12 protein-coding genes and 2 pseudogenes are annotated in these 14097 nt (G+C 58.9%); 4 read left to right on the top strand and 10 right to left on the bottom strand.

What is annotated here, in order from left to right:
• Positions 1-375: 375 nt before the first annotated feature.
• The 5 genes and pseudogenes from FHS87_RS22325 to FHS87_RS22345 form a co-directional block, all read right to left on the bottom strand.
• Entirely contained in the window at positions 376-1155 is a 780-nt protein-coding gene (locus FHS87_RS22325) for a hypothetical protein (RefSeq protein ID WP_184521819.1), read from the bottom strand.
• Between the two features lie 259 nt (positions 1156-1414).
• A complete protein-coding gene (locus tag FHS87_RS22330) occupies positions 1415-2344 on the bottom strand; it encodes a DUF6895 family protein (protein ID WP_376766453.1) in 930 nt (309 codons plus the stop codon).
• Between the two features lie 499 nt (positions 2345-2843).
• Positions 2844-3152, bottom strand: a complete 309-nt coding sequence (locus FHS87_RS22335) for a hypothetical protein (protein ID WP_184521828.1) — start codon at positions 3150-3152, stop codon at positions 2844-2846.
• A gap of 136 nt (positions 3153-3288) precedes the next feature.
• Positions 3289-4241 (bottom strand): annotated as a pseudogene (locus FHS87_RS22340) (IS5 family transposase).
• A gap of 42 nt (positions 4242-4283) precedes the next feature.
• Entirely contained in the window at positions 4284-5237 is a 954-nt protein-coding gene (locus FHS87_RS22345) for a hypothetical protein (protein ID WP_184521831.1), read from the bottom strand.
• Positions 5238-5721: 484 nt separating this feature from the next.
• Between FHS87_RS22345 and FHS87_RS22350 the strand changes: the two genes are divergently transcribed.
• Positions 5722-7407 (top strand): ATP-binding cassette domain-containing protein, encoded by a 1686-nt coding sequence (locus tag FHS87_RS22350; RefSeq protein WP_184521834.1) that lies wholly within the window; start codon positions 5722-5724, stop codon positions 7405-7407.
• Positions 7408-7767: 360 nt separating this feature from the next.
• Positions 7768-8535, top strand: coding sequence for a cell division cycle 123 family protein (locus tag FHS87_RS22355; RefSeq protein WP_246418635.1), 768 nt, complete (start codon positions 7768-7770; stop codon positions 8533-8535).
• A 182-nt stretch (positions 8536-8717) separates the two neighbouring features.
• On the opposite strand, the pseudogene FHS87_RS22360 reads toward FHS87_RS22355, so the two are convergent.
• The 4 genes and pseudogenes from FHS87_RS22360 to FHS87_RS24725 form a co-directional block, all read right to left on the bottom strand.
• A pseudogene (locus tag FHS87_RS22360) lies at positions 8718-9959 on the bottom strand (IS5 family transposase); the annotation flags it as partial.
• A gap of 134 nt (positions 9960-10093) precedes the next feature.
• Positions 10094-11170, bottom strand: a complete 1077-nt coding sequence (locus tag FHS87_RS22365) for a transposase (RefSeq protein ID WP_184521840.1) — start codon at positions 11168-11170, stop codon at positions 10094-10096.
• 95 nt (positions 11171-11265) lie between these two features.
• Complete coding sequence (locus tag FHS87_RS22370) at positions 11266-11730, bottom strand: hypothetical protein (RefSeq protein ID WP_184521843.1); 465 nt, start codon at positions 11728-11730, stop codon at positions 11266-11268.
• A gap of 246 nt (positions 11731-11976) precedes the next feature.
• Positions 11977-12375, bottom strand: a complete 399-nt coding sequence (locus FHS87_RS24725; RefSeq protein ID WP_376766454.1) for a DUF6626 family protein — start codon at positions 12373-12375, stop codon at positions 11977-11979.
• A 117-nt stretch (positions 12376-12492) separates the two neighbouring features.
• On the opposite strand from FHS87_RS24725, the gene FHS87_RS22375 reads away from it, so the two are divergent.
• Positions 12493-12960, top strand: a complete 468-nt coding sequence (locus FHS87_RS22375; protein ID WP_184521846.1) for a hypothetical protein — start codon at positions 12493-12495, stop codon at positions 12958-12960.
• A gap of 285 nt (positions 12961-13245) precedes the next feature.
• Complete coding sequence (locus tag FHS87_RS22380) at positions 13246-13674, top strand: secondary thiamine-phosphate synthase enzyme YjbQ (protein ID WP_184521849.1); 429 nt, start codon at positions 13246-13248, stop codon at positions 13672-13674.
• A 32-nt stretch (positions 13675-13706) separates the two neighbouring features.
• Here FHS87_RS22380 and FHS87_RS22385 read toward each other — a convergent pair whose 3' ends face one another.
• Positions 13707-13802: an SEC-C metal-binding domain-containing protein gene (locus FHS87_RS22385; RefSeq protein ID WP_312862075.1), complete on the bottom strand. Its 96-nt coding sequence runs from the start codon at positions 13800-13802 to the stop codon at positions 13707-13709.
• Positions 13803-14097: the final 295 nt, after the last annotated feature.

A 14097-nucleotide genomic window follows, 5' to 3' on the forward strand; every position in this document is an offset into this window, starting at 1 on the left:
GCGGCAGCAGCGGTTCCACCACCGCCCAAAGGTCATCAGCGACGAGGAGTGCCATCTCTCCCCAACGCCTCAACCCAAGTTTTGTCCCGAGCTTTTAGTCAGGGCGGAGCCACTTGCGCCGGGCGTCGTGTACTCGGCGCAGTGCGGATTTGTGTGTCACCCTCGACCCTGTCGGGCGATCTTCCCTCGCGCCTGGCGCGCTGCTCATCCTGAAGCCGCAGGGTACGCCTCATATCGCGCTGAGCCCTGTCAGCTACTTCCCCCGGATCTCGAGTCACCACTTCGCGCGCATTTGCCGGAACGGCGGCAAAGGGCATGCCGACCAATGCAAGGCAGGCCAGCATGGCAAGGATTTTCTTCATTCTAATTCCTCTGTTATGGCGTGGAGAACGACAAAACCAAGGCCGGGCCAAACTCGAAAACGTCATAGGAGCGCTCGGAACGATTGGAGGCGTTAAGGCGATAACGTGCCGCAACCTCTAAGGTAAGATTGTCTGTCAACTTCGTGTTCCAAGACGCCACAGCGGACAAATATTCGTCACGTCGCTCGGCCACGTCAAAGCGCCGAAAGGCGTAGGACGCACTGAGGTTCACGGTTCCGGACAGGAAAGGTCCACGGAAGGCCAGCGACGGCATGATCTGGGTCCGCTCCAAAATATCCGTGGCGGAAAGACGCCTCGCGACGGCAACACCGGGGGTGGCTGTCCAGCCCTTGAAACCAGCGTCGTCCAGACGGAAAGGCCGCGTGACGCCAAAGCTGAAGTCTACTACATTTGCCGCCAAGCGATCAAATCCCCGACCATAAATGAAGGTGTGTGTGCCAGCTGTCGTCAAACGTAACCCTGCGACCTCTCGAGTTAGGGTCAATCCGTAGTTGGCAGTGTCTGCATCGTTGCTAGTAAGATCGCGGTACCGCTCCGTATCAACGGAACCCACAAGGTTGTAGCTGAACAGGCTTCTCGCCTCACCAGCATATTCCGCAGTCAGGCCATTCCTAATCAGGCTGTCGCCTTCGGATCTTCGGGATAGACCAGGATTGGTAGACAACACAGGCTCCGTTGTGAGGGAGAGTGAGAACTGCCCAGGCTGTGCCCAAGCAGGCTCAGCAATCCCGAGCGCTGTTATCATCAGAGGCAGTAAAATTTTGAACAACATCGTGTTCTTCCTCCTAATTGACCCCTATTGGGTCGACCGAAGGGAATGCTGGCGGCCGGAGGCGTTCCGCTGACGCAGTCGCGCCTCCAACTCGGTGCGCTCAGCCGCAGACAATTCGATCCGAACCGCACTCGGCGCTGCCATGGCCGAACACCACTGCCAGCTGTAGCGAATCACAGCCAACCCGCAGTGACCAGCTATTTCTAGGTCAGAACACTAGTCGGGGAAGCGGAATATGAATTAGCGGGCCCGTGTTACGTCATCGATGGAGCACGCCCATCTCGCTCCCAAATGCGCTCGGGTCATTGCACAAGCATTGAGCCTGCAAAGCCAATAAACTAACCAAAGTCGTATGGTAGTTTGTCAAGAAGTCCGAAATCCTCGAGGAACTCTCCGGATCTTTTTCGCAGTCATGTGGGCCTGGAAACGCGCCGTCGCCACGCTGATGTGCCAGTAATTGAGTTGAATGCTCATCGTAGATCGCGTAATGGCCAGAGTAGGCTGCAACCATAAGCCACTCAGCATAGAGATCAAAGTTTTCCTTCTCGAGGCTGAGTTGTAGCCAGATAGGCAACCATAGACCCAGATACTCATGCAGTCGCCTTGGCAGGGCATCGGAATAGCGACCGAAATCCGTCGCATAGAACACTGCATGCGTTGTAGCGTATGCCAAATCATCCGTCATAAGCCAAGGCTCTGGCATGGCCGCAAACCACGTTCCGTTCAAGCAGTCCTTCGGCAACATCACTGCATTCAGTGACGCAAAAGCGTGCTCAACATCGAGCTTTCTCCAGCGCGGAAACTCGAGTGCCGAACAACTTGTAGTCTTCTCTAAATAGGATAACCAACCCGCCAGTCGATTATCGGTGTAGCCAGACCGTGCGAAAGAGGCATAGATCGTAGATAGAACTACGAGATCTGGGCGGGCAGTGAGAACCCTCAAGATCATATCACCCCGCTCGAACTCACTCCAAGCCCACTCAAGGAGCTTCAGCCATAACTCGTCCCGCTCTGTACGCAGCATCTTCTCCGAAACTAGGACCAGCTCGCCAATTGGCTTGAAGGCAACCAAAACGCTATCATTAATGGGAATGCTAGGCAGAGCGAAGGCGTCTTGGTTCCTAAGAATCCAACCTCGCGCCAAGCTGATGGCGTCAATATGAGTCGACGCATGAGGAACTGCGGTCACGACAAATGCCCGGCCATTTGGAGTGATCGGGAAACATAAGGATCCGGAATAGCCTGCTCGGTGGCTATCAGGTAGGCTTGCGCCTGACCACGAAAGCGCACCAACAAAGAGTCATGCAGTTGAACTGACCTTAGAAGGAGTAGAATGTCCGCTGCTCTCCGGCGATCACAGGCATGAAGAGCTAGGCAACAGTCACGCGCGATGCTCTTCAGTTCCATGGCGGTCATTGCACGAGGCTGAAGCAAAGCCAAGCGAGATGTCGCGAAATAGATAGTATCGCTGCTTGCGCTTTGATCACTATCCCCTGTTCGCACTACTTCGAAGCTCGGATCAAGACGTATTGCAGCGGCAGAGTACACCGCCTCACAAAGCGACGATGCGGGAACACTGTTCGCAGCAACCACGATCGCGACCAAAAGCTCGTCCCTCGATCGGCTAGGGGACTTAAAAACTTCCGACAGTATCACTTGGTCCACAACATCGCGCCACATGAAAAACTCTAGAGCTGGCCGCCTCCTCCCGGCTTAGTCAAACTATCGAAATTCTTCGTCATCTCATCTATGCGCACCCAAGTCCAATCGAAACGAACAATTAGGTCACTCTCACCGCCAGGTTGTTTGATGATTGATTTTAGATCTTTGATCTGCTCCCACTCATCTCGCGAGAGAGTGGCATGATCTCCAGCCAAAAACAATTTCCCGACGATATTTGACTGCTCTTCGGAGAACTGTGCGTTGGAAAGATCAACTGTAACCTCGCATCCGTCATCACTGCGAAGACGGACACAACGCGGCATGGTGATTTTCACGGTCTTCCTCGGTTCTTCCACACGGGCTTGAAGGCTAGGTCTGTGTCTCACTACATTGCAATGAAAATCCTACTTGTCAGGGGCTTTGTTGCAGACTTCAGGTGATGGGCACGACCACCCCTCTACTGTGGCGTAATCAGGCGAGGGTGACGGTCTCGGGCATGCCGAGCCGGTTGGTGGTGTTGAGGATCGCGCAGCGGATCTGCACCTCGGCGACCTGACGTGCGGGATCGTGCGCGGCCAGCCGCTCGCCCAGACGTTTCAGGCGCGACATGGCGGTCTCGGCCAGGCTTCTGCGATGGTACCCGCTCCAGCGCTTCCAGATGCGTCGCCCCAGGTGCCGAACGGCACGCAGCGTCTCGATGCGCTCGTCCGCGCCTACCGTTCGTGTCCTCCAGGGTTTGCCGTTGCGCCGGGGTGGCACGAGGCAGGCCGCGTTGCGGGCCGCTACCGCTTCGTAGGCCGCGCGTGTGTCGTAGGCCCCGGCGCCGCCAATGGAGCCTATCTCCTCCCCTTCCGGCACCTGCGCCAGCAGGTCGGGGAGGATCTCGGCGTCACCGTGCCGGTGGTCCCTCATCTCGGCAGCACGGATCTCGTGACCCTCGGCGTCCAGAGCCAAGTGCACCTTGCGCCAGACCCGGCGCTGGTCGGCGCCGTGCCGTCGCACTTTCCACTCCCCCTCACCCAGCACCTTCACCCCGGTGCCATCCACGACGAGGTGCAGCGGTTCACCCCGGGAACGACAGGGGATGGTCACGGTCGGGTCTCTCTGTCGCCGCAAGAGGGTGCTGCAGTGCGGCACCGGCCAGTCCAGCCCCATGAGCCGGAGCAGACTTCCCACCAAGCCCTGTGCCGCCCGCAACGGTAGCTGAAACAGCACCTTCAGCGTCAGCACGCACTGGATGGCTGCATCACTGAAGACAAACGGCCGACCCCGCTTGCCCGTGCCCTGCGGCACTTGGCAGGTCAGATCCGGTGACAGCCAGACCGTCAGGTCACCGCGCGCGATGAGACCACGGGCATACCGCGCCAGTTCCGGATCCGGTACCGCCTCCTCGGCCGATCAGCCTGCGCCGCACCCTTCCTCATGGCCGACTACCTGCAAGGTATGCGCAACAACGCCCAACTTGTCTACCGTCTCGCTAGTAAGGCCCCCAATCTGTTTGCGATGCTCACTCCCAACGCGTGCTCTAACCAAAGCCATTGACCGCCAGGATTGCATTCAAGAAAGTAAGTCTGTCCGTCCACAGACACGATTAGATCGTAAGCTCCATAAACGATCCCTGCAAGGCTATGGAACCGCATAATTCTGCGCGCCACTTCCTCATCTAGACGAGTCAGCTGAAATATATCCTCGTCCTGAGCCCGCCGCCAATCGAGCCGGCCAGCTTGGGACCGTTGGGAGTCTACGCGAAACGCGAAAATTTCCCCTCCGACAACGTAGACCCTCAATTCATAAGATTTCTCGATCGGCTTCTGAAACGTCCCCGGACAGACCGCTATGTTCGCTGCGGTCTGAGCTATGGTCTCCCGGGGGACGAAATTTGTCATAATTACGCCATCCGGGGGATCAACAAACGGGCTGATAGTCTTATAAACTATCTTCTCCTCCGCTTGAAATTCATCTAGGATGGATCCGCTGTCATTGCTGAATAAAGTCCGCGGTATCAGAAGACCAGCTTCAAGAGCGATCGCCAACTGATTTGGTTTGTAGTTCAGAAAGACTTGTCGTTCAATCGGGTTTACCCACTGAACAGTCTTCTCCATATATTTAGGAAGCGACCGAAGTACGAACTCCCATTCCCTATTTTTGAAGTTTGTTGCGATCGGGTTCGGTGGAGGTGTATTTGGAAGGATCGGCTTTATTCTCCACCAGACCGATGTGATTGCCGATGAGTGCAACTCGCCGGCCGTGTTGACGAATAAGGCGCTCACTTTTCGGTCGGCAACAAATGTCACGCGAGAGTCGCGACTGCGAAAATTAAACAGAAACACCTCGGAGCCGAAACCTACCGCTGCCTCCCTTACCGCTTGAACGTGGGGATCATTCTCATCGCCGAGAATAAGTACTGTCATCAGCTTCATTCCCGTTCGCGCGATGGAGCTAAATGGTTCGACCTGATCACGACCGGACTCCGTCCAGGGTCAACTTGACCCTGGACGGAGCGTCGCGTCGAAGCCACGCGACGTCCTCATCGCGTTAACCTTCGCGTGCTGCGAAGAACAAGGGCCCCCGCGATTACATATCAGAGTCTTCCGGATCAGTGTCCCACGGAACACTTACGGTCTTGGTGGTCGTCGTGCCTCCCGCTGTGGTCGGGGCGGGCTCGATGAATCGGAGCCCGAAGGCGTCAATGTCGTCGCAATCGATCGGCTGCTGTTGGGAATGTGTTTCTAATTCTAAGGTCATCGTCAGTGCCCTCCATTTGCGTGCGCACCGTACCGCGCCTAGAAGTGCGCGGCGATAGAACCGTGCGCGAGCGAAGGTGGCCTGTCAATGACGCAAGTTCACCATCATGAGGCAGCCTCCTCCGTTTGGGACCTATTAAGTCCCGTGTTGAGGCCTGGAATGCGCGTCGGTACCGCCGCAGTAATCGCGATCGCACTCCTGGGTCCGGGACTTGTGCTGCTCGCCAACTCTCTCGTCGCCAAACTCTTCTCGGCGGTGGTGGGTCCGTCGAGTATGCCGTGGGTAGATGCGGCATACACCTGCATCGCGCTGCTTATCGTGATCTGCACCCATGCTGCTCAAGCCGTCCTTTATGAGCGGCTATCGGCAAGCGTAGCCATTAGATACAGGGACATGCAAGAGAAAGCATTGATAAGCCACTCGATACGGGCGGCAGGGGAGGTTCGCAACAAGATAGGCACGTCGCATACACTCTCGCTTCTCACTTACGATCTCGGCCGAACTATGGCGGGCTTATCATCGAGCTTCAGCATCGGAGTTAACGCTCTGTGTCTGTTGGCGTATATAATTTGGTTCGCCGTGTTTTCATTCTCGATAAGTTTGGGTCTCACCGCTTTGACACTTGCCTTTTTCTGCCTTCAGTCGCCGATAGCTCGACTTACGGCGCGCCGGGATGCGGATCTCATGGCCGTATCAGATACTGTGAAGAACCTCACGGAGGATCATCTTCTAGCAGGGGATGAGATCTTTGCCTGTCACGAGGAAGAAGTCTCGGCTCGCATGACCGACGAGTTGATGCGCAGTAGGCGGAAATCTTACTTCAGGATGACTCATATACTATCAGCGCAAGTGGCACTTAATTTGGTAACGCCACCCGTCGGTATGATACTCGGTCTATTCCTTTTGACGTCCTTCCAGAGGCAAAGTGAGCCTCTCGCGGTGGTCGTACCGGTACTTTTGTGGGCCTTGCCGAACATGCTCGGCCATATGGTGCAAGTCACCGCCAATGTTCATTCGATCACCAGTTCCCTGGTGAGCTTGCACCGGCTTCGGACGATCCTGTCTGTAGGTTGTAGAACTGCGCGTCCTGGTGCGGGTGTTCTCTGCGGGACAGCTCGTGAATCGGAAATCGAGTCAGTTACAGTAACAGGCTTCAACGTAAATCGCGACGGAGTGAATGTCGCCGTGTTTGAGCGATTCGAGGCAGCATCTTTGCGACCGACGGTAGTCATGGGTCCACGCGGATCAGGGAAATCGACGCTCATCCGAGCTCTTGCAGGCCTCGAAGAGCCCTCGACGGGCAACATCAGTATCAATGGCGCCGGAATAACATGGTCTTACCTTCGCGAAACCGGTTCAGTTTCCTATCTGCCCCAACATCCTACTCTTTTCGATGGGAGCATCTATGAGAACCTACATCTCGACGCCCTGGATCGAAACCCTGACCTCGTGCTGTTGGACCCGGTCATCAGATCAACGGGACTATTTGACATGCTTGTGGAGATTGGCAAGAGGCAGGAGCGGCTGACCGAAACCCATCCAAACATCGAAGCCTTGGAACTCGCCTACGCGCGTAGGGGCCTCGACGTCAACGTCGGGCGCTATGGTAGCCAGTTGTCGGGAGGCGAACGGCAATTGGTGGCCATATGCAGGTGCTTATTACGACGCCGTCCTGTAACGCTTCTCGACGAGCCGTTAAACCACCTTGATAAGACGCTGAGGAGCAAGGTCTCATCGGTTCTGGTCGGTTCTTTTGGGAGACGTGTAATGGTTTTTTCCACTCACAACATTGATGGATTGGAGCTGTCAGGCGCTGAAATCTGTGATGTGGCGCGGCCTGTATAGCCTGACTTTTCCCTCGCGAGGCCGACGAGCAGATGGCCCTACGGTACGATGAGTGATGGACCGGAGGGGCGGCCCGGAGGGAGCCGGGGCTGTCCGTTGGTACATTTACATGGCTGCTCGACGAGCGGGGTGGGCGCTGGTAAACGCCCGGGCGCACTTGTCGGGATCTCGACCGAGCGCATCTCGAACCTGGCTGGCGGCGGCTACCGCACGTATCAACTTAGCATTTTCTTCTCCAGCTAGCTAAGGAATGTGCTGATCGACAGAAACGATTCTGTTAGATTCGGAGGTGAAAGTGTTGGCCGGTCACAGATGAATTTTGCAGATGCAACGTCCTCGAGAGCTGGCGCCCAGGCATTTATGAGGGCGGCTTCGCCGACGTTCTTGGAAAACTGGCCTCCTGCGCTAGGAAGGTTGTCGATTCGCTCAACCAAGATACGCCTTCCAGACGTTGAATGTCGCACGCTGCTTAGGTATTTTCGCAGGAGAGATTTGAATGTTTTTGGGTGCGGTAAGTCGCGCGAAGTTAGTCTTAAGGTGATAGCGAAGGAGAATTTGGAGGGCTTGAGGGCGCGCTTAGATAAATGTCTCTGCGCACATTACCGTGGGGCGTACCTGAGGCTCGGCTCTCGTAGTCCGAAAGACAGTGCGTATGGAAAGAGGCGTGGATTCAGAGTGGTGAACGGTCAGAAAGCCATTTCAGTTTTACTAACATCACGCGAGCGAGTCCGATTTGATCTATCTGTTTCCATTCTTGCAGATTCGCCTGTATACATGTTTTTACGAGATTGGACTGACATCGCACCCTGGCGGGAATTCCGCTGCTTTATGATTGGGAGGGAGTTGCGGGGAATTTCGCAGTACCATTACCGGGGCGGGCAGCAGTACAATGAGATTATGGATCACGAGACCGAAATCAGAAGCGCAATAGCATCATTCTTCCCGAAATTCCGAGATGCTTGTCACCTTGACGATGTCGTGTTTGACCTCGCCTACAGAGGGGCACGTGACCCTATTCTTATTGAGATCAATCCTTCGCCACTCTCTGGTCTTTCCGATCTTTGTCTCTTCGAGCGAGAGCATTTAAACGGCGAGTTTCGCTTTCTGCGTGGTGCTGTCAGCTCTTGACGCCGCACTCGATCGCTCAGTCGGCGTATCAGCAGCTCAGTGCCACATCGTAACGGGCACGAAGCGGTGCGATGCTCACCTCTGGCAAGGTCCGGTTCGCGCCATGGCCATGCCTGCCGGCACTGCGCTCGGCTCTGGGTGGCTCTGGTCCTCGTCTTCTTAGTCGGCCTTGAATAACTCGTTCAGGCTCGCTGGCGCAGGATCAGGTAGTGGTCTTGTGCGGTGTGGGCCTGGCTGAGGCTGGCGAGGATGGCGGCCAAGAGAACCCTGAGGTGGGCGAGGATCTTGCGGATGTTGTGCCCGCAGCCGCAGAGCACGGCGTAGACGGCGTCACCGATGGTGCCCTTGAGGGCGCACCGAGCAAGGCGGCCATCAGTCTTCATGTGGCCGATCTCGGGCTCGATGGCGCTGCGGCGCCGGAGGAGCCTGGCCAGCCTCGGCGTCAGGCCACGCCGTGTGCCGCTGATGAGTACCCTGGAGCCCTGCACTCCATGGTCGCGGTAGCCGCGGTCGACCACGGCGAGGCTTGGGGATCGCCCGGTGAGGGTTTCGACCTGCTGGAGGGTGTCGGGAAGGGTGTGCCCGTCATAGGGATTGCCGGGCATGGAGCGCATGCCGACGACAAAGCCGCCGGTGAGCGTGGTGGCGATGCTGACCTTGGTCCCGAACTCGTAGCGCACCCTGGCCTTGCCCTTGGAGATGCAATCCACCTCCGGCTCATGCAGGGCGTAGATCTTGCCCGCGCTCTTGGATGTCTGCCGCAGCAGGCGGGTGACGAGCGCGATGCGCTGCTCGATCCGTGTCCGCAGGCGCCCGTCAGGGACGGCGCCGAGCTTGCGGCCGAGGTCGCGCAGGACGCGTCCCGTGTAGCCCTTGAGCGTGCGTAGCGCCTTGCGCATGCGGCGGAACTGCCGGGCATGGGCGTGCCGCCCCGCTTGCGCGGCCAGACGCGGAGCCTTGCGATTGTAGTTCTGCCGCAACCGAATGCCCGCCCTCTCGGCCAGCGTTACCAGCGAGCGGCGGGCCCGCTCGTAGAGGCGGCTGTCGGTCGGATGCGCGATGGCCTTCTCCATCACCGTCGTGTCCACCGCGACCTCGGAGAGGCTCCGTTCCGACACGGCACCCGCGGCCCGTCATGCCTCGATCGTCTTGGTCAGCAGCCACTCCACGCCCTCCTCGCCGATGCGGCCGCGCCAGCGGCTGAGTGAGGAGGGATGGATGGGCGGGCGGTGCTGGAAGAAGACCTCGCCGGTGAAGTGCTGGAAATACGGGTTCTCCACCCAGCGGGCGAGCACCGCCTCATCAGAGAGCCCGTAGGCGTGCTGGAGGTACATCAGCCCGGCGACCAGGCGCGGATTGGTAGCAGGCCGTCCCTCAGAGGCGGGGAAGAAGCCGGCCCATTCTCGCTCGAACCAGGACCAGTCGGACACCTCGAAATACCCGCTGCTGAGTGGCCTTTGTGAGCGGGATGGTCGCCTGTGGTCATGACGCGCCCCTGCTGAGGGGGCTGGATGATGAGCTTGGCGCGGTCGGCACCGCTTCTTATGGCGTCGCGGAGCTATGCGGGCGCAGTTCGGGTGCTGAGCCAGGCCAAGCGGGTGAAGTTGTAGGCCAAATTGGCCATCCCGATCTTCGCCTGCGCGCGGGCCAGGCCGATGCTGCGGACGAACAGCGCCATGCGATGCTTCTGCGCGGCAAAGACGTGCTCGATGCCGGAGCGGATCCGGGCACGGGCGGCATTGGCCTTGGCCTGAAGTTCGGAGAGCCCGCGGCGCGGTGGCCGGCGGAACTGGATGCGCTCGCTCAGACCGCGCCTCTCCAGCACCTCCAGATTGCGTTTGGTGCGGTAGGCGGTGTCGGCCCAGACGCGGCTGGCGGTGTTCCCGGGATCCAGCAGGGCCGGAAAGCTGCGGCTGTCGTGCTGGGCGGCATCGGTCACCGTCCAGCGGCGGATCAGCCCATGCCGCCGGTCGATGCCGATGTGGCTCTTGTAGCCAAAGACCGGCACCGCGATCTGGATGGCCAGGCGCGGCGTGCCTTCCGAGTTGGGCTTGGCCCTGCCGCGCTTGAGGGTCCAGCGGGCATCCTGGTCCTTCTGTGCCCGCTTAGCTGGAGACCAGTCCGCGGGTGTACCGCCCTCCCGGATGATGGCCTTCTCCTCCAGGGTGAGCTTGTGGCGCGGCGCGGCGATGATCGTGGCGTCGATGATCTGCCCGCCCATGGCCAGGAAGCCCTGGTCCGCCAGCACCGCGTCAAAGCGACGGAACAGCCCTTCGATGGCGCTCGCCTGCTTGAGCCGTTCGCGGTAGAGCCAGATCGTCTTGGCATCCGGCACTGCCTGGTGCAGGCCGAGGCTCGCGAAGCGCATGAAGCTCAAGCGGTCGCGCAGCTGGAACTCCGCCTGCTCGTCGGAGAGGCTATAGAGCGCCTGAAGCACCAGGATGCGGAACATCAGCACCGCGTCATAGGGTGGGCGCCCGCCGCGGCTGCGATCCGACCGCGCCAGGGCCGCATCCAGCACCGGGCGGAAGACCTCGAAGTCGACCACCGCGGCGAGGCGTTCCAGCGGGTCGCCCGCGGCAGAGAGGGCCGCATACCGCTCGCCGACATCGAAGAAGCCCGGCTGATCCGCCACTGCCACTGTCTCCGCTGACCGAGGCCAGTGAATCAGTTCGGCGCAGCAAGCGCGAGGTTTTTAGAGGTGTCCAATTGACCAACTCCCTGGAGGTGTCACACCGACTTCGTGGCAGTGCCTCGACGTTTGAATGCCTTGCGGCGCTCCTGTGCGGCGACTGTAAGCTGCGCGTCCAGCTCGCCAGCGCGTACTGCTGCACTGAGAGCCTCAATCACCTGGGGCAGCCCGTCGAGGCTACCAGCCGCCACGCTTGTGTGCCCGGCCTTGTCCAATGCCAGAGGCTTGGACCCGTAGCGGATCATGAAGTGCAGAGTGCCCGCTGTGTCTTCGAACCAGCCGCGCCGGACATGCACGGGCGCCATAACCTTCACCCGAACGCCGGCCTCATTGGTCTGGTAGACCGGACGCCTCACATCGACTGTGCGTCCCTCCCGGGTAGCCGCGAGCAGCGCCGCTTGCTGCTCCAGGTAGGCGAGCACCTTGGCCCGGGCGCGGCCCTTGGCGTCGCTGGGGACCGCAGTAGGAGCAGCCTTAGAGAGGGTGAGATTCTTCAGGGACATTTGCGGCCTCCTGTGTCGTTCTTGCCGCCGTTCGATCTATAGCCGTTTAGAAAAAGAGCGACCAAAATATGACCTGAGGAGGAGAAAAAGTGGCAGGAGGATAATCAGTACGAACAAGAGGTGGATTGAGTAACTTTATTACTCTGTGGCAGCGAGGGCTTCCAGTTGCTGGGAGTATGATGCGCGCCCGTCAATCTACCGGCAGGGAAATCAACCGGAAGGGATAACCTGCGGGTAAAAGAAGCCCTAGGAACCCGCCGGACAGCCCTTGGGGAGCGTACTTAGGGCAGGGGCGCGCACCAGGGCTGCAGGGCTGTGTAGGGCCCGTGTAGGGGCTAGACGTGAACGATGTCTCGATAGCAGGGAACAGCTTCTCCGCTCCATCTCGTCCCATGCTCGTGCTGCCATCGCCAGCAGCTCCCGCCCTCGCTCGGCAGCCACGGGGCACGCCAGATAGGCTTCACCGACCGCCTTGCACCGGACGTGCAGGGAGAAGAGGGCATCGGTCCCAGGCTGCCGGCCACTGCAGATCAGATGGTCGAAGTACCGAGCACCCTTATTGAGGTAAGCGGTCGAGAAAGTGACGTGGTTCCGGACGAGATTGCATCGTCGGAGAACGTCGTAGGCATCGTGTAAGAGCGTCATGGATCACCTTGGGAATAAATAGACATACGGCAACTGTCGTATTTATTGTGCGAAACGCTCTTTAGAGAGTTTGCTGGATTTTCAAGCGGCCAGAGCAGATAAAAAAAGGAGAAAGTGATGGCCAACATCGCCGCAGACGAACGAGAAACACATAGAGGCCAATTTCAAAGTGCGCTCTACGCCATGGCGAACCGCCATAAGCTCACGCTCATGGTGACATTAGCGTATAACCGTGAGACCCCGCCGGAGGTGGTGGAGAGGGACCTGAGTCATTTCCTGGGCCGGATGGATCGCGAGCTTCTCGGCAGTGGCTGGGCCAAGAAGCCATCCGAGCGTCGTACCCGCCACTTCAGCGTGCTGGAGCACCCCAGGACGAACGCGCACATCCACATGCTAGTCAGCCCGGCAGATGGACAGTGGATCAAGTTCGGCGGTCTTGCGGAGGCGCTCTGGAAAGGGGTGGTGGCCAGCGGCAGCGTAAGGGTGGAGCCGATCAGCAGTCTGACCGGCGCCCTCGGCTATGTGACCAAGTTCATCAGTCCAGAGCGCGCCGATCGCCTGATCCTCGCACCCTTCCACGTCTAAAGGGATCGTCCCTCGGGACCACACCATAGCGGCCACCTGGGATGCGCTTTTGCAACGCTGAGCTGCCTCACCCAACCGGTCGCGTTTAGCTGCATCATAGCTGATCTTCGCTCGCGAGGGTCGGCAATGGTGTCAGTCTGTCAGAGCACAGGATGCTCGGAGAGTTCATACTGAGATCACGAGAGACATTCATTGAGAGATCGTGCTGGAAGAGAAGCGGTGTTCATCACCAAGCATGCATGACATCCTCTCGTTCCCTTTCCTCTGATCACCTAAATTCAGGTCATGAAGCAGGCCATCAACCACGTCGTCGTGCCTACCAGAGCACGTGGTCTCTATGAGGTCACACATCAGATCCTCGACTGGGTATCTGACCAGGACATCCGCACGGGACTGCTGACAGTCTGGTGCCGTCACACCTCGGCCTCGCTGCTCGTGCAGGAGAATGCCTCCCCAGACGTCCGCACCGACCTGGAGGACTTCTTCCGTCGGCTCGTACCCGATGGAGGGCAAGTGCGATACCGGCACGATGACGAGGGACCCGATGACATGCCAGCGCATATCCGCGCGGCCCTTACGCAGACCCAGCTTTCCATTCCCGTGGAGAACGCCCGGCCGGTCCTTGGCACCTGGCAGGGCATTTACCTTTACGAGCACAGGACCTCACCGCACCGGCGGGAACTCGTCCTCCATCTCATAGGGACACCAGCTTAGGGCTGGCCTGTTGGGAGGCGTGATGCTCGTCTTCAGTGCAGGCAGCACTTCTTGAACTTCTTGCCGCTGCCGCACGGACATGGATCGTTCCGGCCCACAGCTCGCATGGGGTTCACCAGAGGCTGCATCGTTTCCCACTCCGATCGCGGTCCTCCACCAGCAACCAAAGCTGCCTTCTCCCGCCGATACTCCTCAGAGAAGGCAGCCGCTAGGCGATGCCGCCCTCTACCGCGTCGTTATCGTCCGCATGCGGGCCCACCAGCCCACCCTCGATTACGTCCGGCGGCGCACTGCCGAAGGAACGAGCAAGCTGGAGATCATCCGCTGCTGCGGATTCCGACGGAAGTCGGCCACCGTTTCCGATTTGATGTCGGCCAGTGATTCCGAGATGAAGTCGGCCATTCCGATTTGATGTCGGCCACC

The organism is Muricoccus pecuniae (assembly GCF_014199205.1).
GTDB lineage: Bacteria > Pseudomonadota > Alphaproteobacteria > Acetobacterales > Acetobacteraceae > Roseomonas > Roseomonas pecuniae.

What these genes read in the sequence shown, in the direction of transcription:
- FHS87_RS22325 (WP_184521819.1), bottom strand. Translation starts at nt 1,155, where the DNA reads ATGTTGTTCAAAATTTTACTGCCTCTGATGATAACAGCGCTCGGGATT.
- FHS87_RS22345 (WP_184521831.1), bottom strand. Translation starts at nt 5,237, where the DNA reads ATGAAGCTGATGACAGTACTTATTCTCGGCGATGAGAATGATCCCCAC.
- FHS87_RS22350 (WP_184521834.1), top strand. Translation starts at nt 5,722, where the DNA reads ATGCGCGTCGGTACCGCCGCAGTAATCGCGATCGCACTCCTGGGTCCG.
- FHS87_RS22355 (WP_246418635.1), top strand. Translation starts at nt 7,768, where the DNA reads ATGAGGGCGGCTTCGCCGACGTTCTTGGAAAACTGGCCTCCTGCGCTA.
- FHS87_RS22370 (WP_184521843.1), bottom strand. Translation starts at nt 11,730, where the DNA reads ATGTCCCTGAAGAATCTCACCCTCTCTAAGGCTGCTCCTACTGCGGTC.
- FHS87_RS24725 (WP_376766454.1), bottom strand. Translation starts at nt 12,375, where the DNA reads ATGACGCTCTTACACGATGCCTACGACGTTCTCCGACGATGCAATCTC.
- FHS87_RS22375 (WP_184521846.1), top strand. Translation starts at nt 12,493, where the DNA reads ATGGCCAACATCGCCGCAGACGAACGAGAAACACATAGAGGCCAATTT.
- FHS87_RS22380 (WP_184521849.1), top strand. Translation starts at nt 13,246, where the DNA reads ATGAAGCAGGCCATCAACCACGTCGTCGTGCCTACCAGAGCACGTGGT.
- FHS87_RS22385 (WP_312862075.1), bottom strand. Translation starts at nt 13,802, where the DNA reads ATGCAGCCTCTGGTGAACCCCATGCGAGCTGTGGGCCGGAACGATCCA.